Annotated in this window: 23 protein-coding genes and 2 pseudogenes; 15 read left to right on the top strand and 10 right to left on the bottom strand. The window is 67.1% G+C overall.

Annotation, left to right across the window (positions count from 1 at the left end):
• Positions 1–5 precede the first annotated feature (5 nt).
• The 4 genes from KPL59_RS11560 (at position 6) to KPL59_RS11545 (ending at position 5,704) form a co-directional block, all read left to right on the top strand.
• Positions 6–1,070 (top strand): hypothetical protein, encoded by a 1,065-nt coding sequence (locus KPL59_RS11560; RefSeq protein ID WP_226360798.1) that lies wholly within the window; start codon positions 6–8, stop codon positions 1,068–1,070.
• A 217-nt stretch (positions 1,071–1,287) separates the two neighbouring features.
• The gene (locus KPL59_RS11555) at positions 1,288–2,850 is read left to right on the top strand and encodes an FtsK/SpoIIIE domain-containing protein (protein ID WP_226360797.1); all 1,563 of its coding nucleotides are present in this window, start codon (positions 1,288–1,290) and stop codon (positions 2,848–2,850) included.
• Between the two features lie 107 nt (positions 2,851–2,957).
• Positions 2,958–4,796, top strand: a complete 1,839-nt coding sequence (locus KPL59_RS11550; protein ID WP_226359530.1) for an IS1634 family transposase — start codon at positions 2,958–2,960, stop codon at positions 4,794–4,796.
• 143 nt (positions 4,797–4,939) lie between these two features.
• Complete coding sequence (locus KPL59_RS11545) at positions 4,940–5,704, top strand: hypothetical protein (RefSeq protein WP_226360796.1); 765 nt, start codon at positions 4,940–4,942, stop codon at positions 5,702–5,704.
• A 25-nt stretch (positions 5,705–5,729) separates the two neighbouring features.
• Here KPL59_RS11545 and KPL59_RS11540 read toward each other — a convergent pair whose 3' ends face one another.
• Both KPL59_RS11540 and KPL59_RS11535 read right to left on the bottom strand, forming a co-directional pair.
• Positions 5,730–6,581, bottom strand: a complete 852-nt coding sequence (locus KPL59_RS11540; protein ID WP_226360795.1) for a hypothetical protein — start codon at positions 6,579–6,581, stop codon at positions 5,730–5,732.
• Positions 6,578–7,006 (bottom strand): hypothetical protein, encoded by a 429-nt coding sequence (locus tag KPL59_RS11535; protein WP_226360794.1) that lies wholly within the window; start codon positions 7,004–7,006, stop codon positions 6,578–6,580. Before KPL59_RS11535 ends, KPL59_RS11540 begins: the two co-directional genes overlap by 4 nt.
• 355 nt (positions 7,007–7,361) lie before the next feature.
• Between KPL59_RS11535 and KPL59_RS11530 the strand changes: the two genes are divergently transcribed.
• Both KPL59_RS11530 and KPL59_RS11525 read left to right on the top strand, forming a co-directional pair.
• The gene (locus KPL59_RS11530) at positions 7,362–7,844 is read left to right on the top strand and encodes a MobC family plasmid mobilization relaxosome protein (RefSeq protein ID WP_226360793.1); all 483 of its coding nucleotides are present in this window, start codon (positions 7,362–7,364) and stop codon (positions 7,842–7,844) included.
• Positions 7,841–9,457, top strand: coding sequence for a relaxase/mobilization nuclease domain-containing protein (locus tag KPL59_RS11525; RefSeq protein ID WP_226360792.1), 1,617 nt, complete (start codon positions 7,841–7,843; stop codon positions 9,455–9,457). The genes KPL59_RS11530 and KPL59_RS11525 overlap by 4 nt, the downstream gene beginning before the upstream one ends.
• A gap of 35 nt (positions 9,458–9,492) precedes the next feature.
• Here the strand turns inward: KPL59_RS11525 and KPL59_RS11520 are convergent, their stop codons facing one another.
• Positions 9,493–10,434, bottom strand: coding sequence for a hypothetical protein (locus KPL59_RS11520; protein WP_226360791.1), 942 nt, complete (start codon positions 10,432–10,434; stop codon positions 9,493–9,495).
• Positions 10,435–10,836: 402 nt separating this feature from the next.
• The gene (locus tag KPL59_RS11515) at positions 10,837–11,394 is read right to left on the bottom strand and encodes a hypothetical protein (RefSeq protein ID WP_226360790.1); all 558 of its coding nucleotides are present in this window, start codon (positions 11,392–11,394) and stop codon (positions 10,837–10,839) included.
• A 250-nt stretch (positions 11,395–11,644) separates the two neighbouring features.
• On the opposite strand from KPL59_RS11515, the gene KPL59_RS11510 reads away from it, so the two are divergent.
• Positions 11,645–11,989, top strand: coding sequence for a transposase family protein (locus KPL59_RS11510; RefSeq protein ID WP_226360789.1), 345 nt, complete (start codon positions 11,645–11,647; stop codon positions 11,987–11,989).
• Between the two features lie 84 nt (positions 11,990–12,073).
• The gene (locus tag KPL59_RS11505) at positions 12,074–12,838 is read left to right on the top strand and encodes a transposase (RefSeq protein WP_226360788.1); all 765 of its coding nucleotides are present in this window, start codon (positions 12,074–12,076) and stop codon (positions 12,836–12,838) included.
• Here KPL59_RS11505 and KPL59_RS11500 read toward each other — a convergent pair.
• The 3 genes from KPL59_RS11500 to KPL59_RS11490 all read right to left on the bottom strand — a co-directional run bounded on the left by KPL59_RS11500 (position 12,831) and on the right by KPL59_RS11490 (position 14,919).
• Positions 12,831–13,139 (bottom strand): DUF4870 domain-containing protein, encoded by a 309-nt coding sequence (locus tag KPL59_RS11500; protein WP_226360787.1) that lies wholly within the window; start codon positions 13,137–13,139, stop codon positions 12,831–12,833. The two genes, KPL59_RS11505 and KPL59_RS11500, sit on opposite strands and share 8 nt — an antisense overlap.
• Before the next feature lie 17 nt (positions 13,140–13,156).
• Positions 13,157–13,381, bottom strand: coding sequence for a hypothetical protein (locus KPL59_RS11495; protein ID WP_226360786.1), 225 nt, complete (start codon positions 13,379–13,381; stop codon positions 13,157–13,159).
• A 773-nt stretch (positions 13,382–14,154) separates the two neighbouring features.
• Positions 14,155–14,919 (bottom strand): transposase, encoded by a 765-nt coding sequence (locus KPL59_RS11490; RefSeq protein ID WP_226360785.1) that lies wholly within the window; start codon positions 14,917–14,919, stop codon positions 14,155–14,157.
• Between the two features lie 1,136 nt (positions 14,920–16,055).
• Here KPL59_RS11490 and KPL59_RS11485 point away from each other — a divergent pair.
• The 3 genes from KPL59_RS11485 (at position 16,056) to KPL59_RS11475 (ending at position 17,055) form a co-directional block, all read left to right on the top strand.
• Positions 16,056–16,439, top strand: coding sequence for a hypothetical protein (locus KPL59_RS11485; RefSeq protein ID WP_226360784.1), 384 nt, complete (start codon positions 16,056–16,058; stop codon positions 16,437–16,439).
• Between the two features lie 73 nt (positions 16,440–16,512).
• Positions 16,513–16,863 (top strand): hypothetical protein, encoded by a 351-nt coding sequence (locus KPL59_RS11480; protein WP_226360783.1) that lies wholly within the window; start codon positions 16,513–16,515, stop codon positions 16,861–16,863.
• 33 nt (positions 16,864–16,896) lie between these two features.
• Positions 16,897–17,055 (top strand): hypothetical protein, encoded by a 159-nt coding sequence (locus KPL59_RS11475; protein WP_226360782.1) that lies wholly within the window; start codon positions 16,897–16,899, stop codon positions 17,053–17,055.
• Between the two features lie 398 nt (positions 17,056–17,453).
• Here KPL59_RS11475 and KPL59_RS11470 read toward each other — a convergent pair whose 3' ends face one another.
• Positions 17,454–17,918, bottom strand: coding sequence for a J domain-containing protein (locus tag KPL59_RS11470; protein WP_226360781.1), 465 nt, complete (start codon positions 17,916–17,918; stop codon positions 17,454–17,456).
• Positions 17,919–18,091: 173 nt separating this feature from the next.
• Here KPL59_RS11470 and KPL59_RS11465 point away from each other — a divergent pair.
• From KPL59_RS11465 to KPL59_RS11455, 3 genes and pseudogenes are all read left to right on the top strand, one after another.
• Positions 18,092–18,391 (top strand): annotated as a pseudogene (locus KPL59_RS11465) (transposase); the annotation flags it as partial.
• Positions 18,392–18,540: 149 nt separating this feature from the next.
• On the top strand, positions 18,541–19,305 hold the full coding sequence (locus tag KPL59_RS11460) for a transposase (protein WP_226359944.1): 765 nt from the start codon (positions 18,541–18,543) through the stop codon (positions 19,303–19,305).
• A 6-nt stretch (positions 19,306–19,311) separates the two neighbouring features.
• A complete protein-coding gene (locus KPL59_RS11455) occupies positions 19,312–20,262 on the top strand; it encodes an IS3 family transposase (protein ID WP_255676979.1) in 951 nt (316 codons plus the stop codon).
• Between the two features lie 29 nt (positions 20,263–20,291).
• Here the strand turns inward: KPL59_RS11455 and KPL59_RS11450 are convergent, their stop codons facing one another.
• Together KPL59_RS11450 and KPL59_RS11445 are read right to left on the bottom strand one after the other, a co-directional pair.
• Entirely contained in the window at positions 20,292–22,193 is a 1,902-nt protein-coding gene (locus KPL59_RS11450) for a TraM recognition domain-containing protein (RefSeq protein WP_226360780.1), read from the bottom strand.
• A pseudogene (locus KPL59_RS11445) lies at positions 22,186–22,539 on the bottom strand (disulfide bond formation protein DsbA); the annotation flags it as partial. The pseudogene KPL59_RS11445 and the gene KPL59_RS11450, both read right to left, overlap by 8 nt.
• A 132-nt stretch (positions 22,540–22,671) precedes the next feature.
• Between KPL59_RS11445 and KPL59_RS11440 the strand changes: the two are divergent.
• Positions 22,672–23,436 (top strand): transposase, encoded by a 765-nt coding sequence (locus tag KPL59_RS11440; protein WP_226360778.1) that lies wholly within the window; start codon positions 22,672–22,674, stop codon positions 23,434–23,436.
• Positions 23,437–23,625: the final 189 nt, after the last annotated feature.

Here is a 23,625-nt window from a genome sequence, read left to right as displayed (position 1 = left end):
GCGCGGTGGAGACGATTCTGCTGGTGTCCCTGCTGGTGTGGGGTTTGGCGCGGTATGCGGGCACGGAGGTGATCGCGACCGCGCGAGGCACGGAGCCGCCGCGGTTGGCGGATCGGCGCCGCAGGGCGGAACGCGTCCACGAGCGCCGGATGGCGAAAGATGCCCGCCGGGCCGGTCCGACGATTGCCGAGGCCCTGGCCGGGCGGGTGGCGGAGCGGATCGCGCACCCGCGCTCGCGCCGCGCCCCGGGGCCGGCGCGGCGGGCTTTGGGTGCGTGGTGGGCCGATGGCTGGGACTACGCCACCGACCGGCGTCGGCAGCGTCATGAGCGGGCCGCTGCGGGGCAGCTACGTCGGCAGCGGTGGGCGCGGGCTCTGCGGGACCGCGTCGGGCAGAGGACCCGCCAGCGTGGTGCGGGTGACCGTGGCGAATGGACGCCTCGCCCGGGCGCGCGGCGGGCTCCGGGGCCGGGTGCGGGGCGTGACACCGGCCGGGTTCCGGAGGGCGGGCCCACGGAGAAGAAGACCGAGGAACGGCCTGGGGAGCCGCCCGCGAGCGGCAGCGTTCCCGAGACCGAGACCGAGACCGAGACCGAGACCGAGACCGAGACCGAGACCGAGACCGAGACCGAGACCGAGACCGGGGGCGGGTGGGCGACGGTGCACCCACTCCAGCGCCCGGCCCCGGCGAGCACGACCGACAGTCCTGTGACCAGCAGTAGCGATGGGAAGGATGTCCCGATGACCGCAACCACCAGCAGCACGACCATGGCGAGTGGGGAGACCCTGGATCCGGGCAGTGCGCATCATTTCTGCGAGCAGATGCGCGGTCTCGGGGAGCGGATGTTCACCGAGATCGAGCAGTTGGTGTCGTCGTTGTCCGCGGCGGGGGTGTCGGGCGCACCGATCGCGCTGTTGTCGCAGATGCAGGAGCACGCCGCGCTGTTCCGCGACAGCGCGTCGAGTGCGCAGGCCCATTTCGCTCGGCATCTGTCGACCCAGGACCAGGTCCTCTCGGACGACTCCCTGGCCGCGACGGTGTCGGGCACCTACATCGGCACCCGCACCTGACCCGCCCTCGGACTGGCCCTGACCTGCGCACGCGCAGGTCAGGGCCGGACCGGGGAAGCCCCGTCCTCGGAACCGGTACGCGCGTACTGGTTGTCGGGTGTCCGTGTCATGGCGGTGCGGGGCACCACCGAACATCACCGAACACTACCGAGCAGAACGAAACGAAAGTCTGCGCGTGACCGTACCTGCGCGCGACCGCTGAGGACCGGAGGGCGCGTTGAGTGCAGCGATCGAGTCAGGGCCGGCCGATCCGGCCGGGCTGTCCCCGGAGGTGCTGGTGGCGGCGTTGCAACGCCTGACCGCCGACGAGATCCACGACGAGTCCGCTGCGAGTGCGGGTGGTGAGGTGGTGGCGCGCCCGGCGGGTTCGGTGTTGCGGCGGGAAACGCCTGGTCAGGCCGCTGCCAGCGAGCGGGTGGAGCGGGTCCGGGCGTCGGTGTGGGCGCGGCGGGTGCCGTATCTGGTCACGGCGGCGACGGCGGCGATGGGGGCCCTGGGCTGGGCGTTGTGCGATCTCGTCGCCGCTTCGGAGGGGCCGGGTGCGGCGGCCGCGGTGTCGGCGGGTCTCGGGCTCGCGGTGTCGGCCGGGCTGGCCGGTGCGCGGGGCTGGTGGCGCCGCCGGGTCCCGGCGTCGTGGAAGAAGGCGTCGTGGGCGGGTGTCGCCGGTGCGGGTGCGTGGGTGGGTGCGGCGGCGTTGGCCGGCCCGGCCGATCCGGCCCTGCTCGCCGTGCTCGCGGCCGGTTCGGCGGCGTGCTGGTCGGGCTGGATGGCCGCCCACCCGGTCACGGTGCCGTCGACCGGCCCGGTCCTGCCGACCGAGGACGCAGGTGATGTCGGGGACCGTCTTGCTCGGCGGTGGGCGGCCAATGTCGCTCGCCGGGGGAAAGCGCTGCCGGACTCGCTGTTGACGGATCGGGTGGAGTCGGGGCGGGCGATCCGGTGGACGGTGCGCACTCCGCCGGGGGAGGTGTGTTTCGACGACATCCTGGGTCGTCGGGCCCGGATCGCCTCCGCTCTGGGTGTGTCGGGGAAACATCTGGTGGTGGAGCCGTATCCGGACGACGAGGGCTGGGCGGTGATCACCGTGATCGTGCGGGACGTGCTCTCGGCGGGGATCGCCTATACCGGGCCGCGGTATGAGTCCGGGGCCATCCCTCTCGGGCCGTATGCCGACGGGGAGGGGGAGATGGTCTTCCATGCCGTGGAGGAGGTCGGGGTCCGCAACGGTCTGGTGACCGGTGAGCCGGGGTCGGGGAAGTCGGCGTGTTTGGAGGCGATCGGCCTCGGCCTCGTGGCGTCGGGGTGCTGGCATGTGTTCTTCGGTGACGGTGACCCCGACGGCGGGTCGTCCCCGGTGCTCAACGATGTCGCCGATTGGGCGGAGTCCGGTCCGGACGGTGTCCTGGCCCAGCTCGCCGCGGTCGAGGCCGCCCTGGAAGTCCGGTCGCTGCTCAAGTCCACCCTCACCGACGCCCCCGCCGACCCCGACAGTGACGGCGACGGCGACGGCGGGGCCGGGGCTGGGGCGTTGGTGGCGATCACCGATCCGGCGGTCCAGTCCCCGGCGCGCAAGCTGCTGCCCACCCCGGAGCTGCCCGGGCTGATGTGGATCATCGATGAGTTGCATCGCCTGTCGACGCATCCGCATATGGTCGCGGCCGATTTCATCGGACGGTTGGAGCGGGTGGTGCGGATCGGCCGTAAGTACGGCGTCGGGCTGGTGGTGGGGACCCCGCGTTCCGCAGTTGATGGGCACATGAGCGGGGTCCGCGGGGAGTAAGGCCTGGTCAGCGTGCTGCGCCTGCGTGAGAGTGCTCGAAAACGTGGGCACACGTTTTGGCGGGTTGAGGCTTGTGTGAGCTGCCCGGAGTGTGATCGGCTGCGGTCATGTATCTGCGGACGACCGAGCGGCGGAACAAGGACGGCTCGGTCGTGCGCTACCTGGCCCTGGCCCACAACCAACGCGTCGGTGCCACCACGAAGGCGAACGTGCTGCTCAACCTCGGCCGGGAGGACCGCCTGGACCCCGACGGGCTGCGCCGGCTGGTCCGCTCGATCAACCGCTACCTGGGCGAACCCGGCACCGACGCCGGCACGGACGCCGCTGAGTCCGCGGGCGCCGGTACCGCGGCCGAGGGGCTGCGGTTGATCGCCTCCCGCCCGGCCGGGGCGGCGTGGTTGCTGAACGGGCTGTGGAAGGCCCTGGACGTCGAGGCCGCCCTGCGCAAGGTGCTGGGTGGGCGCCGGTTCACCACCGATGTCGAGCGGGTGCTGTTCGCGCTGGTGGCGAACCGGGCGATCGACCCGTCCTCGAAGCTGGCCGCGGCCGAGTGGGTCGGCCACGACGTGGCGATCCCCGGCCTGGACGCGCTCAGCGAGGATCAGGCGTATCGGGCGATGGACCTGCTGATCGAGGCCGACACCGACGCGAAGGTGCAGGAGGCGGTGTTCTTCGCGGTCGCGGACCTGCTCAACCTCGAGGTCGACCTGCTGTTCTTCGACACGACCAGCACCTACTTCGAGCGCGACACCGAGGACCCCGACCCCGCCGAGGGCACCGACAGCAGCACCGACAGCAGCGTCGACGGATCAGACGCAGTGGCAAGCCCAGGCGGCCCGGGCGGGTTCCGGCGCTACGGGCACTCCAAGGACCACCGCCGGGACCTGCCGCAGATCGTCATCGGGCTGGCCGTCACCCGGGAAGGCATCCCGGTCCGGTGCTGGTGCTGGCCCGGCAACACCAACGACCAGGCGATCCTGCCGCAGGTCAAGGACGACCTACGGGGGTGGCGACTGGGCCGCGTGGTCACCGTGGTCGACCGCGGGTTCTCCTCCCGGGACAACCTGGCCTACCTTCAGCGCGCGGGCGGGCACTACATCGCCGGCGAACGGATGCGCGACGGCAGCCCGCACGCCGCCCAGGCACTGTCCCGCCAGGGCCGCTACCAGCAGGTTCGGGACAACCTGCGCGTCAAGGAAGTCCGGATCGACTCCACCCCCGGCGTCCGGTGGATCATCTGCCACAACCCCGACGAGGCCGAACGCGACCAGGCCGCCCGCGAAGCCGCGATCGCCAGGATCTCCGCCGAGCTCGACCGCATCGCGTCCGCCCGCACCCGAGCCCGCGAGGCCGCCCGCACCCGCCGCGCCGCCACCACAACCAGCAAGGCCGCGTGGCGGCACGCCGCCCGGGCCGCCGAACGTGAGGAGGCCGCGCACGTCAAGGCCGAATGCGCGCTGCGTGAACACCCGGCCCTGGGCCGGTGGCTGCGCCAGACACCGTCCGGGCGGCTGCAACTGGACCGGACCAAGATCGCCGCCGAAGCGAAGCTGGACGGGAAGTACCTGCTGTCCACCTCCGACCCGGACCTCTCGGCCGAGGACGTCGCCCTGGGCTACAAGAACCTGCTGGAGGCCGAGCGCGGGTTCCGCGACTTGAAATCCACCATCGAGCTGCGGCCGGTGTTCCACCGCCTCGAACTCCGCATCCGCGCCCACGTCCTGCTCTGCTGGCTGGCGCTGCTGCTGATCCGGGTCGCCGAACGCCGCACCGGCCGCACCTGGCGCACCATCTCCCGCGAGCTGGGCCGGCTGCACACGATCACCCTCACCGGCCCGGCCGGCACCGTCGTGCAGACCACCGAGCTCACCACCACCCAGGCCGGCATTCTTCGGGCCTGCGGGGTCACCCCACCACCCCGGATCACCACCCTCGACCCCGCCTAACCAGCCCAAACAGCGCCAACAGGCACCGCGGCGGGCATGGACACACGCCCACCCCGCTCCCACACCAGCGGTCCTGCAGGTCAACCCCCGAATTCAGCCCTCACATCTGCCCACGAACTGCGGAATCCGGGGGGACGCAGTCGTTGCTGGCGCCGGATTTCGGGCAGTCCACGGTGCTGCGGAGTTTCCTGACCGCCCGGAACCTGTTCGCTTTCCGCAACATGAACCGCAGCGAGAACGCCGTGATCGACGGTCTCGCGGTCGCCCCCACCAGCCTGCCCTCGGGTGGTGGGTATTGCTTCGCGAACTCAGGTGGGCGGATGACGATGGGCCGCGTCGCCTGGGCAGAGGATTTGGGGGAGTGGGTGCGGTCGGTGCCCGCCGCCGTCCTGGACGGCGACACTGCTGCGGCGGTTCTGCCGTTCCAGCCGGTCCAGGGTCTGTCGCCGCAGGCGCGGTGGGAGACCCAGACGGCGAAGCTGGCCGCCTGGCGCCGCACCACCCACACCGGCGCCGGCGCCGCCGGGGAGCTGGCCCCGGAGGCACCGGCGCCGGAGCTCTCGGCGCCGTCGGTGGTGTCGGTGGTGGCGTTGCCGGGATGGGCGGGTGTCGCCGTGCCTGCGGCGTTGACCGCCGCCGACGTCGTGCCCCTTCCTGCCCCGGCTGAGGAGCCCAGCGCCCTCGAGGTCGCGGAGCACGCCGGGTTGTCGCCTGCGCAGCGGGAGGTCTATGCCGCCCTGGCCGCCGGGCATACCCGGACCGGGGACATCGCTGCGGTGACGGGTCGGAAGGCCCCGGCGGTGTCGAAAGCGCTGACTGCGTTGGCGAGTGCCGGGTTGGCGGTCAAGACCGGGCGCTGCTGGAGCGTCTCGACCGCGCCGGTCGGCGGGGCACGGGTGGGGGCGTGAACTCGGGTTTCGGTGGGGAAAGGTTTTATTGTTTGGGTGCGCCGCCGCGGGTGGTGGCGTGTTTGATGCGGAGTCCGACGAGGAGTTTCGGGTTCCAGTGTCCGTGTGTGAGTAGTTGGTGTTGGGTGAGCCAGGCGATTGCTGTGTGGAGTTGTTTCCGGAGTCGTTCTCGGTCGTCTTTTCCTAGTCCTGCTGGTCCGGCTTTCCCTTTTTCGAGTAGTGCTCCGATGACGGGTGCTAGTGCTCGGCGTTCTTGTAGTGTTGGTGTGCGTCGGGCGAGGACGGCTGCGATTCGTTGTTGGAGTTCGGGTGTGTCTTGTGGGTGCACCATGGTGAGTGGTGTCATTTTCACTGGCCCGGTGCCTTGGATCTGCATCCAGCCGTTTTTCACGGGTTTCAGTGGTTCTGGGGCGGGTTTCGGCTTGGGTGGTGTCGGGGGTTGGCGTTTACGTTTCGGGGTGGGGCGTTTTTTCGGGGGGAATTCCCCTTCGAGTTCTCCGGTGGTGGTGAGGACTAGCACGTGCGCGGGGGTTGTGACGGTTCCGGTTGTGGTCACGTTGTCGAGGTATGCCGACCATGATCGGCATTTTGTGAAGGCGGATAGTTCGAGTCCGGCTTGGGTGGCGAGCTGGGGTAGTGCGGCGAGTTCGTCGACGGGGTAGCGGTGGGTGATCTGGAGGGGCAGGCGTGGTGTCCCGGCGGGGAGTGTTGCTGTCACGGTGTCGCCGGGTGCTGCGTCGGGGATTTCGCTGCTGATGGTTGCTGTTTTACGGCCGTCGGCGAGTCGGGTCAGCGCTCCCCGCCCGAAGATCAAGACCGGTTGAGAGTCGTCGGTGGTGCCGTCGGCAGTGCCGACGGCAGTGGTGTCGGTGGTCATCGGGGTCCTGCTTCGTGTGCGCTGTGTCCAGCGGTGGCGTTGTCGGTGGTGTCGGTGGTGTCGGTGGGTCGCGGTTCCGGGTCGGTGGTCACCGGAGGTGCGGGCGTCGGAGTGGTGCTGTCGTTGTCGGGGCGTGTGGTGCGTAGTGCTGTTCCGGCGGGTTGGGTGCCGCAGCCGATGTCGTGGAGTTCGGTGGGGCTCCAGCCGGCGTCGCGTGCGGCGCGGTAGGCGTGGGCGTAGGCGGTTTGTGCGTTGCGCCATCGTTGTCGGGCGTCGTCGAGGTGCGTGCGGGCGGTGTTGACGGCGGTTGCGAGTTCGGCGAGTGCGGTGATGGGTTGGATGCGTGCGCGGAGGAGTTCGCGGGCTGCTGTGCGTGCGTGGGTCTTGGCTTGTGGTGTTGCTGTTGTCGCCGCGCGCGCGTTCATGCGCGGAGTGTATCGGGTGCGGCCCGATCTCGTTACGTGTGACTTGGTCGGGGTTGTGACCGGGTAGGTGCTGTCTGCGTTCCTCGCCTGCTGCGCTGTGGGTCTGCTGTCGGGTGCGTTACTGCGCGGCGCGGCTTGCGTGCGCCTGCGGCGCAGCTTGCGTGCGCCTGCCGCGCAGCAAGTTGTGTGTTTTCTTTAAGAAAACACTTGGTGGGTCGTCGGTTGTGAGATGCTCGCCCCGGAGTCCGGGTCGAGCAGTTGTGTTGGGTGTGAGTGGGTGGGGGGTCGTGGGCGGATGGCGGGGTCGCGTCGTGGTCGGGCGGTGGGTGGTCGTCCGCATGGGGTGTTGGTGTGGTTGTCGACGGCGGAGCGGGTTGTGGTGGAGGCGGCGGCGGTGCGGTCGGGGATGGCTGTGGGGGCGTGGTTGGGGGTGGTGGCGGTGCGGTCGGCGGAGGTGGCTGCGGCCGGTGATGACGCGGCCGGTGATGACGCGGTCGGGTCGGGTGTGTCGGTGCGTTCGGCGGGGGTGTCGGGTGCGCGGATGCAGGGGTTGATGGGGTTGCGGGCGGAGTTGATGGAGGACCGTCGGGTGTTGCGCAATGTCGGGGGGAACCTCAACGACGTCGCTCGGGTCGCGAACACCGGTGGGGTGGTGGAGGCGTCGGCGGGGCGGGTGCTGGACCTTGTCAGCAGGGCGGTGGAGCGGATCGATGCGACGGTCGCGGTGGTGGATGAGCAGGTGGGGGCGGAGCGCGCGGTGGTGCGGTCGCGGGCGCGTTCCCGAGCCCGGTGGGCGGCGGGGGCGCCGGGTTCGGATGGGTGCGGGGGTGTGGGGTGATCGCGAAGATCAGTCGGGGGTGGCGCCCGTCCGGGCTCGTCCGCTACTTGATGGGCCCGGGGCGGGCGAATGAGCATGTGGGGCAGCGGGTGGTCGCGGCGTGGGACGGCTGTGCGGAGGTGCATCAGCCGCCGCTGAGTGCGGATGGGTCGTTCGATGTTGCGGGGTTGGTGGCGGAGTTGAGTGATCCTGCGATGGCGGCGGGGGTGTCGTTGACGCCGCCGGCGAAGGGGGAGAGGCGTCCGAAGCAGGGCCCGGTGTGGCATTGCTCGTTGCGGTGTGCGCCGGAGGATCCGGTGCTCAGTGATGAGCAGTGGTCGCAGGTGGTTGAGGATTTGATGGATCGGACGGGGATCGCCCGGCGTGGTGATCTGGATGGGTGTCGGTGGGTCGCGATCCGCCACGCTGATGATCATGTGCATGTGGCGGCGGTGTTGGTGGGGCAGGTGTCGGGGCGGCGGGTGTCGCCGTCGTTTGACAAGCGGCGTGCGCGGGAGACGTGTCAGGCGTGGGAGCAGAAACTGGGGTTGACGCCCACGGCGGGGGCGGATCGCAGTTCGGTGACCGGGCCGTCGCAGGCCGAGCAGGAGAAGGCGCTGCGGCGTGGCGCGGAGGAGACGTCGCGGGAGTGGTTGCGGCGGCAGGTGCGGGCCGCAGCAGTGCAGGCGCGGGACGCGGAGGCGTTCGTGTCGGTGTTGGCGGATCGGGGGGTGATGGTGCGGCCTCGTTACGCGGTGGCGGGGGATCGGGCGAGCGGCATGGTGGGGTATGCGGTCGCGGTTCCGCATGATGTGAACGGGGTGGGGGAGTCGGTGTGGTTCTCCGGGCGGCGGTTGGCGGCGGATCTGTCGTTGCCGAACCTGCGGGCGCGGTGGGCGTCAGCGGAGCTGGTCGTGTCGGTGGAGTCGGCCGGGGTGCGGCGGTATCGGTCGCGGGCCTCGCGTGTGGAGCGGGCGGCGGCGGTGGAGAGCGCGGTGTCGGCGATGGGCCAGGCGAGCGCAGCGCTGAGGGAGGCGGTGTCTGGGGACGGTGGGGTTCCCGTCGTCGTTGTTCCTGAGGGTGCTGGTCGTGGTGGTGATGGGGTCGTGCATGCGGTGGGGGACATGCTGGCTGCGGTCGAGACGGTCACCGCTGGTCAGGTGGTGGCTCGGCAGGTCGGTGGTCGGGCGGGGGCCGATCTGGATCGGGCGGTGCGGGTGCCGTATCGGGTGCTGCCGGGGCGGTGGTCGCCGGCGGCGGAGGCGCTGCGGTCGGCGGCGTGGCGGTTGGCCGCTGCGGGCCCGTTGGGGCGTGATGGGGAGGAGGACGCGGCCCGGTTGATCGCTGCGGTGGCGGCGGTGGTCGCGGAGGTGGTGGCGTTGCGGGAGGCGCAGCAGCGTCCGGCGCAGGCCGCGGCGGCGCGGCGGAGCTACGCGGCGTTGACCGCTGTCCCGGCTGCTGGCGGGGTTGTGTCGCCGCCGGTGGGGGCGTTGCGGGGGGCCCGGTCCCCGGCGCCGGTGCAGGATCAGGATCGTCACGATTCGCCCCGCCCGGTGCCGTCGGTGCTGGCGCGGCGGTCCCCGGCCCGCGGGCACCGTCCGAGTCCGGGCCGGGGCCCCGGACTCGGACGGTAGCGCCGCTGGTGCGGTTGTGCCGTTGGCCTGCGGGTTTACGGTTCGAGGCGGGCGTCGTGGATGAGGTCGGTGGCGTAGTCCTCCCGTCGGATGCGCTGGTCTTGATAGAGCAGGGCGGTGGCGCCGATGCCGTAGCTGCAGCTGATCGCGAACACCGCGGCCAGGACAGCACCGACGCCGAGGATCGCGATCCAGAGTGGTCCGGCGAATCCGATCGCGATGGCGGCGGCGAGGGCGGGCAGGGTGATCAGGGTGGCCACGATCAGGAGGATCACGCTGATCGCGACCAGGACGGCGAAGCAGCGCCACCAGGATCGGTGGACCAGGTCGAGGGAACGGCGCAGCGCGGCCCCGGCGGTGAGTCCTTCGACGATCACGGCGGCGGGGGCGAAGGCGAGCAGGACCGAGACGTAGATCAGTAGCAGGACTGCGGCCACGGTCAGGATGCTGGCGAGGACGCCGATGGTGTCCGAGGCCTCGGCGGGGGTGTCGGGGGTGTTCCAGAACGGGGCTGCGGCGGCGGTCTGGATCGCGGTCGGGATGAGGCCGATCAGGGTGAGGACTGCCCACACTCCGTAGAGGGACCGCAGGTGAGGGCGTGTTGCCGCCCAGGCCTGCGACAGCGATACCCGACTGTGTCCGAGGACGGCGGGGCGCAGGGTGGACAGCACCATGGCGGCTGCGGGTGGGGCCAGGATGAAGTAGAGCGCGAGCAGCACGAGGCTGAACAGCAGGTCCTGCGGTGAGGATGCTGCTGCGGCGGCCTGCGCGGCGGCTTCTGCCGCGGCCGGGTCCGTCGCCTGCGCGGCTGCGGCGGCGGCGTTGTCGATGGCGGTGGCCGGGTCGAACAGCCACCACCAGGTCAGCCCGCCGCCGCCGATCAGGACCAGTGCTGCGAGCAGTGTCGGGGCCAGCACCGCTGCGGGGTTCGCCCGGACGAACCGGGCTGCGACACCGGCGATCTGATACCACCGCAACGCCTGCAACGCCATGATCCCCGGCCGCGGCCCCGGCCCGCTGGGTCCTGCCGGAACGTCTTCTTTCATGTTTCCCTCTTTGTTTCGATGAGAAGTGAAATGGGTTGTGCTTTCGCTGACCGGTGGAACTCGAGGGTCCTGCGATGGTGACGTGGGGTCTTTTTCCTTGCGGTGGAGTGTGAAGTTGAACCACAGGGTGACTGCGCCTTGCAGGATGAGACTCGCGAAGAAAATCAAGTCCGCCCACGGCTCATCCGGGAAAATACGTGCGGACAGATACATCGCCACGCCGCACCCGCACACAATAATAAAAGCAGCAAGGAAGGACGGTTTCTTGGCGGGTTCAGCAGGCATGGTTCCCGGCTCGATCGGGAAGTGCCCCGACTCTGGGGAGGGGTAGGGTTACTGGAAGCATCCGCTCACCACGGCATTGAGTGAGAAGAATTCGAGGAGTATGCCCTGGGCGACGCCGCCGCCGTTCTGGACGATAGCGGCCTGCGCGGCAGCGGCTGCCGCGCCGACGGACTCTCCCCGCGCTCGCGCCGCCTTGAAAGCGTCGATGCCCAGTTGGGCGACCTTCTTGACACCTCCGGCGGCTTTGATCGCGCTCTTCAGCTTGAGGATCTTCGCCGGGGCGAAGCCGTTGGAGATGATCGCGATGGCGATCGCCGAGCTGCACGCCCAGACATTTGCTCGATCGGGCGGGGAGAGATGATTCCTCTTCCACTGATCCCATGCGGCATCACTGACAAGCACGGACTCGGGGATGGACTCAATGAACCGCAGCCCCTCTTCAAGATTCTTACTGTCCTGCCCGGCGAAAGTTTCCTGGACGTGCCGTTCCGCTGGTCGCGGCGTGTGGGAAGGTGCTGCGGCGGCGAATCCGGTGGTCATGCTCATCGGGATCGCCGCTGCCAGGATCACAGTGATGGTGCGTTGTGCGTACGTCGTCGTGCTCACGCTGCGTAGTACAGCACGATGCGAATCGTCCGATCAAGATCAGATGCGTATCGCACATGCGTGGCTACGAAGCGTGCAATTTCGGGCAAGTATCGCCCGAAATTTCATGTATGCGCGTTTCCGCCTGCTTAGAGGCTTATTCAGGGCCCGTGAAATAACGATCTAGCCCGGCGTGTCGGGTTGGGCGACAGCCCGTCCATCGCGAAGATTAATTTGCCGAATCAATCCAAGATGAACGGGTTGTCGCAGTATGTACTATGCCACTGGCTTTCGGCGTGATGAGATTCAGGATCTTGCCGCTCTGGTGCATGAGCAGGATCAGCGGAACGCGACTGGCCTGCGACGGCCTTGGCCGCCGATTCTGGGATTGTTCTGGTCGGTGGTGATCACGTTGGCGTATCTGCGCGGGAATCGTGTGCAGTGGGAGTTGGCGGAAACCTATGGGGTGTCGCAGTCGACGGTTAGTCGAGCGATCGCGGGGGTGACACCGTTGCTGGCGCAGGCGCTGCGGAGTGTCGTTCCGACGGCGGAGGAGGCTTCGTGCCGATCGGCAGTACATCGAGGCTTATTCAGGCCCCGTGAAATAACGATCTAGCCCGGCGTGTCGGGTTGGGCGACAGCCCGTCCATCGCGAATATTGGTTTGCCGAATCAATCCGAGATGAACGGGCTGCCGCAGTATGTACTATACCACTGGTTTCCGGCGTGATGAAATTCAGGATCTTGTCGCTATAGTGTATGAGCAGGATCAGCGGGACGCGACGGAGGCACGTTTGTCTTGGCCGCCGGTTCTGGGGTTGTTCTGGTCGGTGGTGATCACGTTGGCGTATCTGCGCGGGAATCGTGTGCAGTGGGAGTTGGCGGAAACCTATGGGGTGTCGCAGTCGACGGTTAGTCGAGCGATCACGGGGGTGACACCGTTGCTGGCACAGGCGCTGCGGAGTGTCGTTCCGACGGCAGAGGAGCTTCGTGCCGATCGGCAGTACATCATCGATGGAACCTTGCTGCCCTGCTGGTCATGGGCCGCGGTGCCGGGTCTGTGGTCGGGCAATCATCGCACCACCGGCGTCGTCGTCCAGGTCGCAGCCACCCTGGAAGGGCAGCTGTCGTGGATCTCCGACCCGACCCCAGGCTCCCGACACGACCTATATTGCCTCGACCAATCCGGCGCCCTCGACCACCTCGCCACATACCCCCCGATCGGCGATAAAGGATACATCGGGCGCGGCATGCTCACCCCGTTCAAAAAACCACCCGGCCGGGAACTTCTCGACTGGCAAAAAACATTCAACAAGAGCCTCAACCACACACGCGCCACCATCGAACGAGTCATCGCCCATATCAAGTCGTGGAAAGTTCTCCACACAGACTACCGCCGACCCTACGCCACATTTAAAACGACGATCTCGGCAGTCATCGGACTCATCTTCTACGCACTTACCTGACGGAGCCTGAATGAGCCTCGTGGCACCACAGGGACACCGCGAACAGGCTCACCATCAACGGGATCGCGACGATGATCCCGACGATCGTGAAGACCAGCAGCCAGCCGATGAGGAAAAATATCCAGATCAGCAGGTTGAAGTTGAACGCCGCCGCGGACGCCCTCCGCACAAACGGGTCGTCCTTTTTGACCAGCCAGATCAGCAACGGACCCAACAAGCTCAGCGACCCGGCGCTGACCAGCGTAGCGAACGGCGCCGAGAGATGAGCGATGATCGCCACGGTGCGACTGTCCTCAGACACGCCGTCCGACACATCATTCATTTCTCCAGCCCTCCTCGTTCATCTTCGTTGTCATCCCGGCGGGCCCACGAAACAGCGGACGTGAGATCAAGGATGTCCAGCAGCAGCCGAGCATCGGCTGCATCCTGAGCGAGCGAGGCGACCACCCGCGCCGCGCGCACGGCAGTAACCGGATTATGATCCGCACTACTCCCGGACCAACCATTCGAATACATGTAACTCGGATCGCTCCCGCCCGCCATCGAAACCACCTATAGTCATTCCTACTGGGCCAGCAACACCATCCCGAAAGTATTCCTCAGAATAATCCAGATCTAGCCGCACCGGAGCTCGATGCAGAGTTCAGCGACTTACGCGACTTAGATGACTTACGGCGGCGACGCACAATACCTCGCGCGGCAAGAATTTTCTTCGTTGAAATCCATCGACCCGACTGGTCATTATATGGCTTCGCTGAATCTGGAAGCTCCCGAGTCAACACCCGCTCCGCCCACCCCACATACGCCACCGGATCCACCTGTCGCAACGACGCCGCCGCCTCCGCTAGACCCACCCGCAGGCGCCCTGCCGCAATCACCGTCAAATCAGCCAACAAATCCCGGCCACCACCATCCCCGACAACCCCGAGACCGCTGTGAACGCCGACCGCATCGACAGAGCGGCCAGCGCTGCCGCCCGACGTCAACTCAGGAGCCGACATCACCTCAGGAACAGCAGCGGGTGCAGCAGCGGCGGGGATCGCGGGGGCCGTCGGAACCGACGCTTCGACCCGGCCGGCGTCGATGAAGGGCCGTAACACGTCCAGGAGTCGTTCGTACTCGGAGGCTTATTCAGGCCCCGTGAAATAACGATCTAGCCCGGCGTGTCGGGTTGGGCGACAGCCCGTCCATCGCGAATATTGGTTTGCCGAATCAATCCGAGATGAACGGGCTGCCGCAGTATGTACTATACCACTGGTTTCCGGCGTGATGAAATTCAGGATCTTGTCGCTATAGTGAGGCTTATTCAGGCTCCGTCAGGTAAGTGTGTAGAAGATGAGTCCGGTGACTGCCGAGATTGTCGTTTTAAATGTGGCGTAGGGCCGCCGGTAGTCTGCGTGGAGAACTTTCCACGTTTTGATATGGGCGATGACTCGTTCGATGGTGGCGCGTGTGTGGTTGAGGCTCTTGTTGAATGTTTTTTGCCAGTCGAGAAGTTCCCGGCCGGGTGGTTTTTTGAACGGGGTGAGCATGCCGCGCCCGATGTATCCTTTATCGCCGATCGGGGGGTATGTGGCGAGGTGGTCGAGGGCGCCGGATTGGTCGAGGCAATATAGGTCGTGTCGGGAGCCTGGGGTCGGGTCGGAGATCCACGACAGCTGCCCTTCCAGGGTGGCTGCGACCTGGACGACGACGCCGGTGGTGCGATGCTTGCCCGACCACAGACCCGGCACCGCGGCCCATGACCAGCAGGGCAGCAAGGTTCCATCGATGATGTACTGCCGATCGGCACGAAGCTCCTCTGCCGTCGGAACGACACTCCGCAGCGCCTGTGCCAGCAACGGTGTCACCCCCGTGATCGCTCGACTAACCGTCGACTGCGACACCCCATAGGTTTCCGCCAACTCCCACTGCACACGATTCCCGCGCAGATACGCCAACGTGATCACCACCGACCAGAACAACCCCAGAACCGGCGGCCAAGACAAACGTGCCTCCGTCGCGTCCCGCTGATCCTGCTCATACACTATAGCGACAAGATCCTGAATTTCATCACGCCGGAAACCAGTGGTATAGTACATACTGCGGCAGCCCGTTCATCTCGGATTGATTCGGCAAACCAATATTCGCGATGGACGGGCTGTCGCCCAACCCGACACGCCGGGCTAGATCGTTATTTCACGGGGCCTGAATAAGCCTCAGTGTTCTAGTACGAAGTTCAATGCCTTTAAAAAAGCAAGGTCAAGGTCAAAGTCAACAGACTGTGGGGGAGGTGGTGGTTGGGTTGGGTTGGGTGTATCTGCTCGTAGGTGGGTTGTTCGCCTCGCTGACGCCTCGGTGGTGTGCGATGTTGTTGGTGGAATATTTTGGATGGGTAGCAGGAAAGGGTGGTTGTGGTGTTGGGTGAAGTCGGTGAGCGGGTGCGTGCGCGGCGTCGGGATGCGGGTTCGGTGGTGTTGACGGCGCGGGATACGGGTTTGTTGGAGATTGCTGCGCATCAGTATGGGTTGCCTCTGGATTTGTTGTCGAGTGTGTTGGGGGTGTCGGCGCAGGCGGCGCATGCGGTGGTGGGTCGTTGGAAGCGTGCGGGGTGGGTGTGTACGGGGAAGGTGGATGCGGGGGCGATGTGGGTGTGGCCGTCGCGGACGTTGGTGCGGGAGTTGTTGGGGTGGGATGTGCCGGGGTGGCGGCCGCGGCAGACGGTGTCGGGGCATGTTCGTGCGGTGGCGGCGGTGCGGTTTCATCGGGTGGGTTTGGATGTGGGGCGTTGGGTGTCGGAGCGGACGTTGCAGCATTTAACGGGGTGGCGTCCGCGTGGTGTGCCGGTGCCGCATATGCCGGATGGGGTTGAGGTTTTCCCGGATGGGCGGCGTGCTTTGGTGGAGGTGGAGTTGTCGCGGAAGACGCGGTCGCGTTATTTGGAGTCGCCGCCGAAGAATGGGGAGGCGGATATGGTGGCGGGTTTGTTGTCGGCGGTGGTGGACCGTGCTCGGGAGTTGGAGTGTGTCGGTGTGATGTATTGGTGTGCGCCGAATGTGTTGGGGCAGGTTCAGGATGTTGCGGGGGAGTTTGTGGAGCGGGACCGGGCGCGGCGGGCGCGGGCTCGGAACCCGGAGGCGTTGGCGCCGCAGCTGAAGTGGGCGATCCGGGACATCACCGAGGTTCCGTGTTGGGAGCCGGGGCCGCGGCGGTCGGCGCGGTGAGGACGATGAGGCCGGTGGGCGTGGGCGTGAACGCGGTGTTGGTCGTCTGCCGTCAGGATTTCGATCTGCCCGGGAAGGACCTTCCCGGGGCGGCGGAGGTCCTGGGTGAGCACTTCACGGGGCTGTTGTGGCGCGGTGTGTTGTCCCGCGCGGTCGCCGCGGTCATCCTGAACCCGGCTCGTCACGGACACGACCGTGACCTGCTCAGCGTGGAGATCGACGTCGTCGCCCGGAACCACGTCGCCGGGCTCGCGACCGCGCTCAACACCATCCGCGACGGTTTCCGGCTGCTCCCGATCGCGCTACCCGACCGGTTCACCACCGCCGAGATCGAACACCTCGCCAGCAGGATCGTCGGCGCCGACGGTCTCCAGACCAGTACCCGCAAGATCGACTAACGCGGCATGAATCGGACTATCCTGGACCTGGACCTGTGGGGGCGCGCTGGTGGCGAAGAATTTTCATTGCGTGATGCAACTTCTTGAGGTGTCGCCGCAGGTCGGGACAGCGATCGCGGCGCCGTTACGGACCGCGATGCGCCGCCAGCAGGGCGAGCACGGCGGGAAGCTGGTCGGGACGAAAGCCGACCTCGTCCCCGGTCTCGGTGTCGGCCTGGCGACGATCGTGATCGCCCGGTCCCCGCAGACCGCGATCGGGTTCGCCGCCCGGATCGCGAAGACCGCGTTCGTCCGGCTCGCCGCCGACCCGACGGTCTGCTACGACCTGGACATGAGCATCGCCCAGGTTGAGAACCTCTATGCCGCCACCGCGGCCCCGGCGTGGCTGGCCCCGGGGGGAGTTCCTCGGCTGGCAGGCTTGTAACGACCAGACCTGCCCCGACCGCGAACAGACCGGATGAACCAGCAGCGTCTACCAGGCCAGGTACGTCAGATCGGCGCCGGTTTCGGGCGGCCCACGACCGTCCGGCTCAGCATCCCCGCCGACCTTCATCAAGCGTTCGCGGCGTGGCGGTCGCAGACCGCGCTCGACCTCGGCCTCGGCGTGGACAGGTAGCGCCGGGCTGGGAGCGGATCACGACCGGCGCCGGGCGCGCGCTTCCGGTGCGCGGAGTGCTCTCGGTGCCGGTCATCGAGGCGAAGCTGCGGTGTGCCCTCCCTCGAAGCGGCCCCAGTGTCGAACGGTGCCCAGAACCCGCCAAGGGCGCCGCGAGCGGCGTCGCTACGCGATCGGCTACGCCGCCCCTTGACTGAACCTGAGCACCGCTCGGGCGGCCTTGTATCGAGGAAGAGCAGCCGTCGAGACGGGCGTGGTGTCGGTCCGTCGTCGGGCATCCGGTGACCTCGTCGGACACACACGACGACCGGTTGAGGCTATCGTCGCTGGTGGCGGGCGCCGGAGTTCCTGTTTCGCGGTCGGAGCAAAGCGCGGTCTGGACGGCGCCCGCCCCACAGTCAGGGACCGCTTACCGGCGAGCGGGATTCAGCGCGGTCGGCGGCCAGGTAGACATGGTGGGCAGCCGCTACCGCGCCCAGCAACGCGACCATCGCGGCCACGACCGGCGCGGCGACCAGGGCGACACCAGCGGTGAGGACACCGACGGCAGCGAGCAGCCCGAAAGCCCGTAGGAACAGAAGCCCACCGATGGCCGGCGCCGACGCGCGCGGCCCCGCCGGCCCCGCCGGTGTCGTCGTGTGTGGAGTTGCTCGCGGTGGCGCTGGTGGTGTGGTGAGTAGTTCGTAGGCGCTGGTCAGGGCGATGAACCGTTCCGGGTCGCCGCCCCGGTCTGGGTGGTGATGGCGGGCGGCGGCCCGCCACGCGGTCCGCAGCAGCTCAGGTGAGGCGCCGGCGGGGACACCGAGCAGCGCCGCGGCGGCGGCCCGCGCCTGTTCAGGATGGACACTCGGGCTCGGGCTCATCGTGGGTCCTCGTTGCTGGTGTCGTGTGTCCAGTCGTCGCCGGTCCAGTCCGGCGCCTGGCCATCTCCGCCGCCGGTGGCCCGGGCGCCGTTACCGGTCGTGGTGCCGGGTCGGCGGAGCTGAACCGTCCTGGGTGGTGGAGAGGCTCCTGATCTAGCAAGGAGACTGGAGCTGTGGGAGCACCTCGGAAGTTCGATGAGGAGACCCGTGCCCGCGCGGTCCGCCTCTACCTTGACCGTCTGTGTGATCACGGCGAGTCGAAGCTGGCCGCGCGCCGGCACGTCGGTGAGCTGTTGGATGTGAACCCGGCGACGATCCGCAATTGGGTCGAGGCCGAAGAGCGCGATTCCGGTTCCGGGGTTGGCTCGGCGGCGGGTGGCGATGACGCAGCGGCCGAGTTGCGACGGCTTCGTGCAGAAAATGCCGAGCTGCGGCGGGCGAATGAGATTCTGAAGACTGCTTCGGCGTTTTTCGCGCGGGCGGAGCTGGGCCGTCGACTCAGGGAGGCTTATTCAGGCCCCGTGAAATAACGATCTAGCCCGGCGTGTCGGGTTGGGCGACAGCCCGTCCATCGCGAATATTGGTTTGCCGAATCAATCCGAGATGAACGGGCTGCCGCAGTATGTACTATACCACTGGTTTCCGGCGTGATGAAATTCAGGATCTTGTCGCTATAGTGTATGAGCAGGATCAGCGGGACGCGACGGAGGCACGTTTGTCTTGGCCGCCGGTTCTGGGGTTGTTCTGGTCGGTGGTGATCACGTTGGCGTATCTGCGCGGGAATCGTGTGCAGTGGGAGTTGGCGGAAACCTATGGGGTGTCGCAGTCGACGGTTAGTCGAGCGATCACGGGGGTGACACCGTTGCTGGCACAGGCGCTGCGGAGTGTCGTTCCGACGGCAGAGGAGCTTCGTGCCGATCGGCAGTACATCATCGATGGAACCTTGCTGCCCTGCTGGTCATGGGCCGCGGTGCCGGGTCTGTGGTCGGGCAAGCATCGCACCACCGGCGTCGTCGTCCAGGTCGCAGCCACCCTGGAAGGGCAGCTGTCGTGGATCTCCGACCCGACCCCAGGCTCCCGACACGACCTATATTGCCTCGACCAATCCGGCGCCCTCGACCACCTCGCCACATACCCCCCGATCGGCGATAAAGGATACATCGGGCGCGGCATGCTCACCCCGTTCAAAAAACCACCCGGCCGGGAACTTCTCGACTGGCAAAAAACATTCAACAAGAGCCTCAACCACACACGCGCCACCATCGAACGAGTCATCGCCCATATCAAAACGTGGAAAGTTCTCCACACAGACTACCGGCGGCCCTACGCCACATTTAAAACGACAATCTCGGCAGTCATCGGACTCATCTTCTACACACTTACCTGACGGAGCCTGAATAAGCCTCAGGTAAGACTTCTGTTCGTTCACGAACATCGAAGCCGTTTCGGGGTCGAGCCGATCTGTGCCGTGTTGTCCGAACACGGTGTGCAGGTCGCCCCGCAGACGTATTATCGCTGGCGGTCCCGGCCGGTGACCGATCGCCAGTTGGATGAGGCGTATCTGGTGAATCGGATTGTGGATATCTATCGGAAGAACAGGTGTGTGTACGGGGCGCGGAAGATGTGGCGTGCGGCGCGGCGGGAAGGGCTGCGGGTCGGGCGGGACCAGATGGGCCGATTGATGCGTGTCGCCGGGATCCAGGGCGTGCGCCGCGGGGTCCACCACACGACCACGACGACCCGTGATCAGCGCGCAGCCCGCCATCCTGACCTGGTCAGGCGGGCGTGGGCGGCGCCGACTCGACCGGATGCGCTGTGGGTCGCGGATTTCACGTATGTGTGGACCGCCTCTGGGTTCTGCTACGTGTCGTTCGTGACCGACGTCTACTCCCGCAGAATCCTCGGATGGAAGGCGTCGATGAGCAAGACCACCGATCTCGTCTCCGGGGCCCTGGCGCAGGCGTTGTCCACTCGCCAACGGGCGATCAGCGAGTTCACCTCCGAGGGTCTTATTCATCATTCGGATGCCGGGTCTCAATATACGTCTCTGGCGTTCACCGAGCAACTCGCCGAGGCTGGTATCGTCGGCTCGATCGGCACCGTCGGTGACGCGCTGGACAACGCGCTGATGGAGTCCACGATCGGCCTGTACAAGTCAGAGCTCATCGTTCCGTATGCTCATTCTCGGAACTGGAGCGGTCTTCGTGAGGTGGAGCGAGAGACCGCGGAGTGGGTTCACTGGTACAACAGTGTGAGGCTCCACTCCTCCATTGACTATATGTCGCCGATCGAACGAGAAATGGTGTACGCTACATCCATCGCCCAACAGGGTGCGGTGGCCTGAACCTCAGCCTCTCGCAGACCCAGGACGGTTCAGAGCCGCCGGTTGATCGCGGCGGCCTGGCCTGCGGTGAGCCGCCGCCGGGACAGCGCGGGCCCGTTGGTGGGCGCGGTGCGCCGGGGCGAGCCGGCGATCGCGGGCGAGGCGGTGAGTGGGGCGACGACGCCGTAGATGACCTGGTCGGGTGTGGCGTAGGCGAGGTGGTGGCGGGGGAGTTGTCGGAGCCGGTTCGGGTCGAGTAGGTAGGTGTGCTGGCGGCGCACGGTGCCGACACCGGTCATACGGCCACCGTCGAGTTGGTAGCCGACTTCGTCGACCAGCCTGGTCCCGAACCGCTCGGCCAACGCTTCGGCGTTGCTGGTGCGGCCGAGTAGGGCGCCGCCGCCCATCGCGCCCAGCAGCCGCCGTCGTTGGTCTTCGGTGTCGGCGAGGCCTTCATAGGATTGGGCGGAGACGATGACCGAGCCGCCCAGGGAGCGGAGGCGTTCGACGAGGTTGATGACATCGCCGGCGGTGTCACCGGAGACCGCGGAGAACTCGTCGATGACGAACAGCACCTGACGGCGTTGCCCGTCGTGGGCGACACCGAGTTCGTAGGTCAGAAGTTCGATGAGGACGGCGGTCTTGGTGGCGGCGACGACCTGGTCGGTGGCGCCGGGGACGGAGACGTAGAGGGCGTCGAAGTCCGACAAGGGCTGCCCGGCGTCGAAGTCGCCGCCGATGCTGCGGAACAAATCGGCGAACAGCAACAGGTCGGTGTCGAGCGATGAGGCGCCCGCTCCGCCGCCGGTGGTCTTGGTCAGGGCGGCGATGGCGCGTTCCTCGACCGGATGTCCCGCCCACGCCGCCGTGAGCCAGGCCGGGTCGAGCCGTTGCAGGAACTCCGCCGAGGATGCGGGTGGTTTCTCGGTGGGTGTGTCGATGATCAGGTGGAGCAGGCCGCGTTGCAGGACGTCGTAGAAGCGGTGATCGGTTTTCGCGAGTTTGTGTAGGGCGGCGCGGAGCTGGGTGGCGGGCATGCGCCACATGTTCAGCCGGGTCTCGAACGGGAACACCCCGATCCGGTCCGGGTGCAGGCCGAGGTCTTCCATCGCGTCGGCCCATTCGTGGGCGTCGGTGTCGGCGTCGGGGCCGCCTTTCGCCGCGAGGAAGATCACCAACGGCCGTGATCCCGCAGCGCCGTGCTGTTGCTGGTTGTAGGCGGTCCAGGTGATCTCGGCCCAGCTGGCTGAGCAGCGCACCAGCATCGTGGTCTTCCCGGCGCCGGTCTCGGCCAGGCAGACGGTGTGGAGGGCGATCGCGGGCATCGGGACCTGTAGCCACGGTGCGGCGCGCCGGCGCAGAGTGTCGGTGAGTAGGTCCGGTTGGGCGCGGACGGTGTCATAACGTGGGCCGAGGATGACCGAGGGTGTGCCGGTGCGGTCGGTGTGGGCCAGCGGGATGCGCTCGCGGCGGGCGCGGCGGGCCGCCGCACCGGCGCGGATGTGTAGCTGGCGGCGGACGTGGCGTTCGCCGGCGGCCTGGGCGACACCGGACCGCATCCGCTTGGTGTAGAGGTGCCACCACACCCACGCCGCCGCCGCCACCAGAGGGGCGGTCGCCGCGGCGGAGTCGATCCCAGCGGGCAGGTAGTGCCCGTCCCATGCCTGACGCACCGCCGAGGCCGTCAGCTCCACGCCCCACCAGGGCAGCCTGCCGACGATCGGCCCGGCCAGCAGCGCAGCGGCCACGATGACCAGGGCGAGGTTGCGCAGCCGGTGCGGTTCCCAGCCGCGGGCCCACGCCCACAACACCAGCACATGCCCGACCACGGTCGCGGGCACCACGACCGCCGCGACCGCCACGAACACCTGCCCGACCGTCACCGAACCGAACAACGGGATATCCGGAAGGTCCGGGGCCCGCGCCGCGAGCACCTTCGCGAGGTCACTCATCGCTACTCGTCGTTCGGGTGCGCTTGAGTTCGGTGAATTCCGGGTGCGCGATCAGCGTCGCGACGGCGTCGAAGATCGCCGCGCCACGTGCAGTGTCGGGGACGGTGGTGAGGACCGGTCCGAAAATCCCTGTCCCGTTGATCCGCACGATCGGAGTGCCGACGTCCTCACCGACACCGTCCAGGGCAGCGTGGTGGCTGGCGGTCACCGCCTCGTCCCAGAGCGGGTCGTCCGCGGCGCCGTACAGGCCCATGAGGTCGAGTGCGGCGAGTGTGTCGCGTAGGACCGTGTCACGGGGGCGTTGTCGCAGATCGTGATAACGACGGCCGAACTCGTCGAGATAGCGGTGAAGATACTCGGAGGCTTATTCAGGCCCCGTGAAATAACGATCTAGCCCGGCGTGTCGGGTTGGGCGACAGCCCGTCCATCGCGAATATTGGTTTGCCGAATCAATCCGAGATGAACGGGTTGTCGCAGTATGTACTATGCCACTGTTTTCCGGCGTGATGAGATTCAGGATCTTGTCGCTATAGTGTATGAGCAGGATCAGCGGGACGCGACGGAGGCGCGTTTGTCTTGGCCGCCGGTTCTGGGGTTGTTCTGGTCGGTGGTGATCACGTTGGCGTATCTGCGCGGGAATCGTGTGCAGTGGGAGTTGGCGGAAACCTATGGGGTGTCGCAGTCGACGGTTAGTCGAGCGATCGCGGGGGTGACACCGTTGCTGGCACAGGCGCTGCGGAGTGTCGTTCCGACGGCGGAGGAGCTTCGTGCCGATCGGCAGTACATCATCGATGGAACCTTGCTGCCCTGCTGGTCATGGGCCGCGGTGCCGGGTCTGTGGTCGGGCAAGCATCGCACCACCGGCGTCGTCGTCCAGGTCGCAGCCACCCTGGAAGGGCAGCTGTCGTGGATCTCCGACCCGACCCCAGGCTCCCGACACGACCTATATTGCCTCGACCAATCCGGCGCCCTCGACCACCTCGCCACATACCCCCCGATCGGCGATAAAGGATACATCGGGCGCGGCATGCTCACCCCGTTCAAAAAACCACCCGGCCGGGAACTTCTCGACTGGCAAAAAACATTCAACAAGAGCCTCAACCGCACACGCGCCACCATCGAACGAGTCATCGCCCATATCAAAACGTGGAAAGTTCTCCACACAGACTACCGGCGGCCCTACGCCACATTTAAAACGACAATCTCGGCAGTCATCGGACTCATCTTCTACACACTTACCTGACGGAGCCTGAATAAGCCTCGTGATATCGATATCTTTGAGGACCAGTCGATCCGTGTAAGAGAACGTAACTCTTGACATCTGCAAGACATTCCCGCTGGAGGATGCGCTCTCACCCGTGGGTCGCTCTCCTACGACTTGTAGCGCTGTCGCGATATCCGCTGGTTCCACCGGCAGATCGAGGAGCTCGTT

The sequence above is a fragment of the Pseudonocardia sp. ICBG1142 genome (assembly GCF_020496255.1).
In the GTDB taxonomy this organism is placed as follows: domain Bacteria; phylum Actinomycetota; class Actinomycetes; order Mycobacteriales; family Pseudonocardiaceae; genus Pseudonocardia.
This window is presented reverse-complemented; position numbering and strand designations above follow the sequence as displayed.

Coding starts and splice junctions, on each gene's coding strand:
- KPL59_RS11480 (WP_226360783.1), top strand. CDS start 16,513: ATGCAACTTCTTGAGGTGTCGCCGCAGGTCGGGACAGCGATCGCGGCG.
- KPL59_RS11535 (WP_226360794.1), bottom strand. CDS start 7,006: ATGAACGCGCGCGCGGCGACAACAGCAACACCACAAGCCAAGACCCAC.
- KPL59_RS11475 (WP_226360782.1), top strand. CDS start 16,897: ATGAACCAGCAGCGTCTACCAGGCCAGGTACGTCAGATCGGCGCCGGT.
- KPL59_RS11470 (WP_226360781.1), bottom strand. CDS start 17,918: ATGAGCCCGAGCCCGAGTGTCCATCCTGAACAGGCGCGGGCCGCCGCC.
- KPL59_RS11550 (WP_226359530.1), top strand. CDS start 2,958: ATGTATCTGCGGACGACCGAGCGGCGGAACAAGGACGGCTCGGTCGTG.
- KPL59_RS11495 (WP_226360786.1), bottom strand. CDS start 13,381: ATGGCGGGCGGGAGCGATCCGAGTTACATGTATTCGAATGGTTGGTCC.
- KPL59_RS11460 (WP_226359944.1), top strand. CDS start 18,541: ATGTACTATACCACTGGTTTCCGGCGTGATGAAATTCAGGATCTTGTC.
- KPL59_RS11510 (WP_226360789.1), top strand. CDS start 11,645: ATGTACTATGCCACTGGCTTTCGGCGTGATGAGATTCAGGATCTTGCC.
- KPL59_RS11505 (WP_226360788.1), top strand. CDS start 12,074: ATGTACTATACCACTGGTTTCCGGCGTGATGAAATTCAGGATCTTGTC.
- KPL59_RS11540 (WP_226360795.1), bottom strand. CDS start 6,581: ATGACCACCGACACCACTGCCGTCGGCACTGCCGACGGCACCACCGAC.
- KPL59_RS11490 (WP_226360785.1), bottom strand. CDS start 14,919: ATGTACTATACCACTGGTTTCCGGCGTGATGAAATTCAGGATCTTGTC.
- KPL59_RS11440 (WP_226360778.1), top strand. CDS start 22,672: ATGTACTATGCCACTGTTTTCCGGCGTGATGAGATTCAGGATCTTGTC.
- KPL59_RS11450 (WP_226360780.1), bottom strand. CDS start 22,193: ATGAGTGACCTCGCGAAGGTGCTCGCGGCGCGGGCCCCGGACCTTCCG.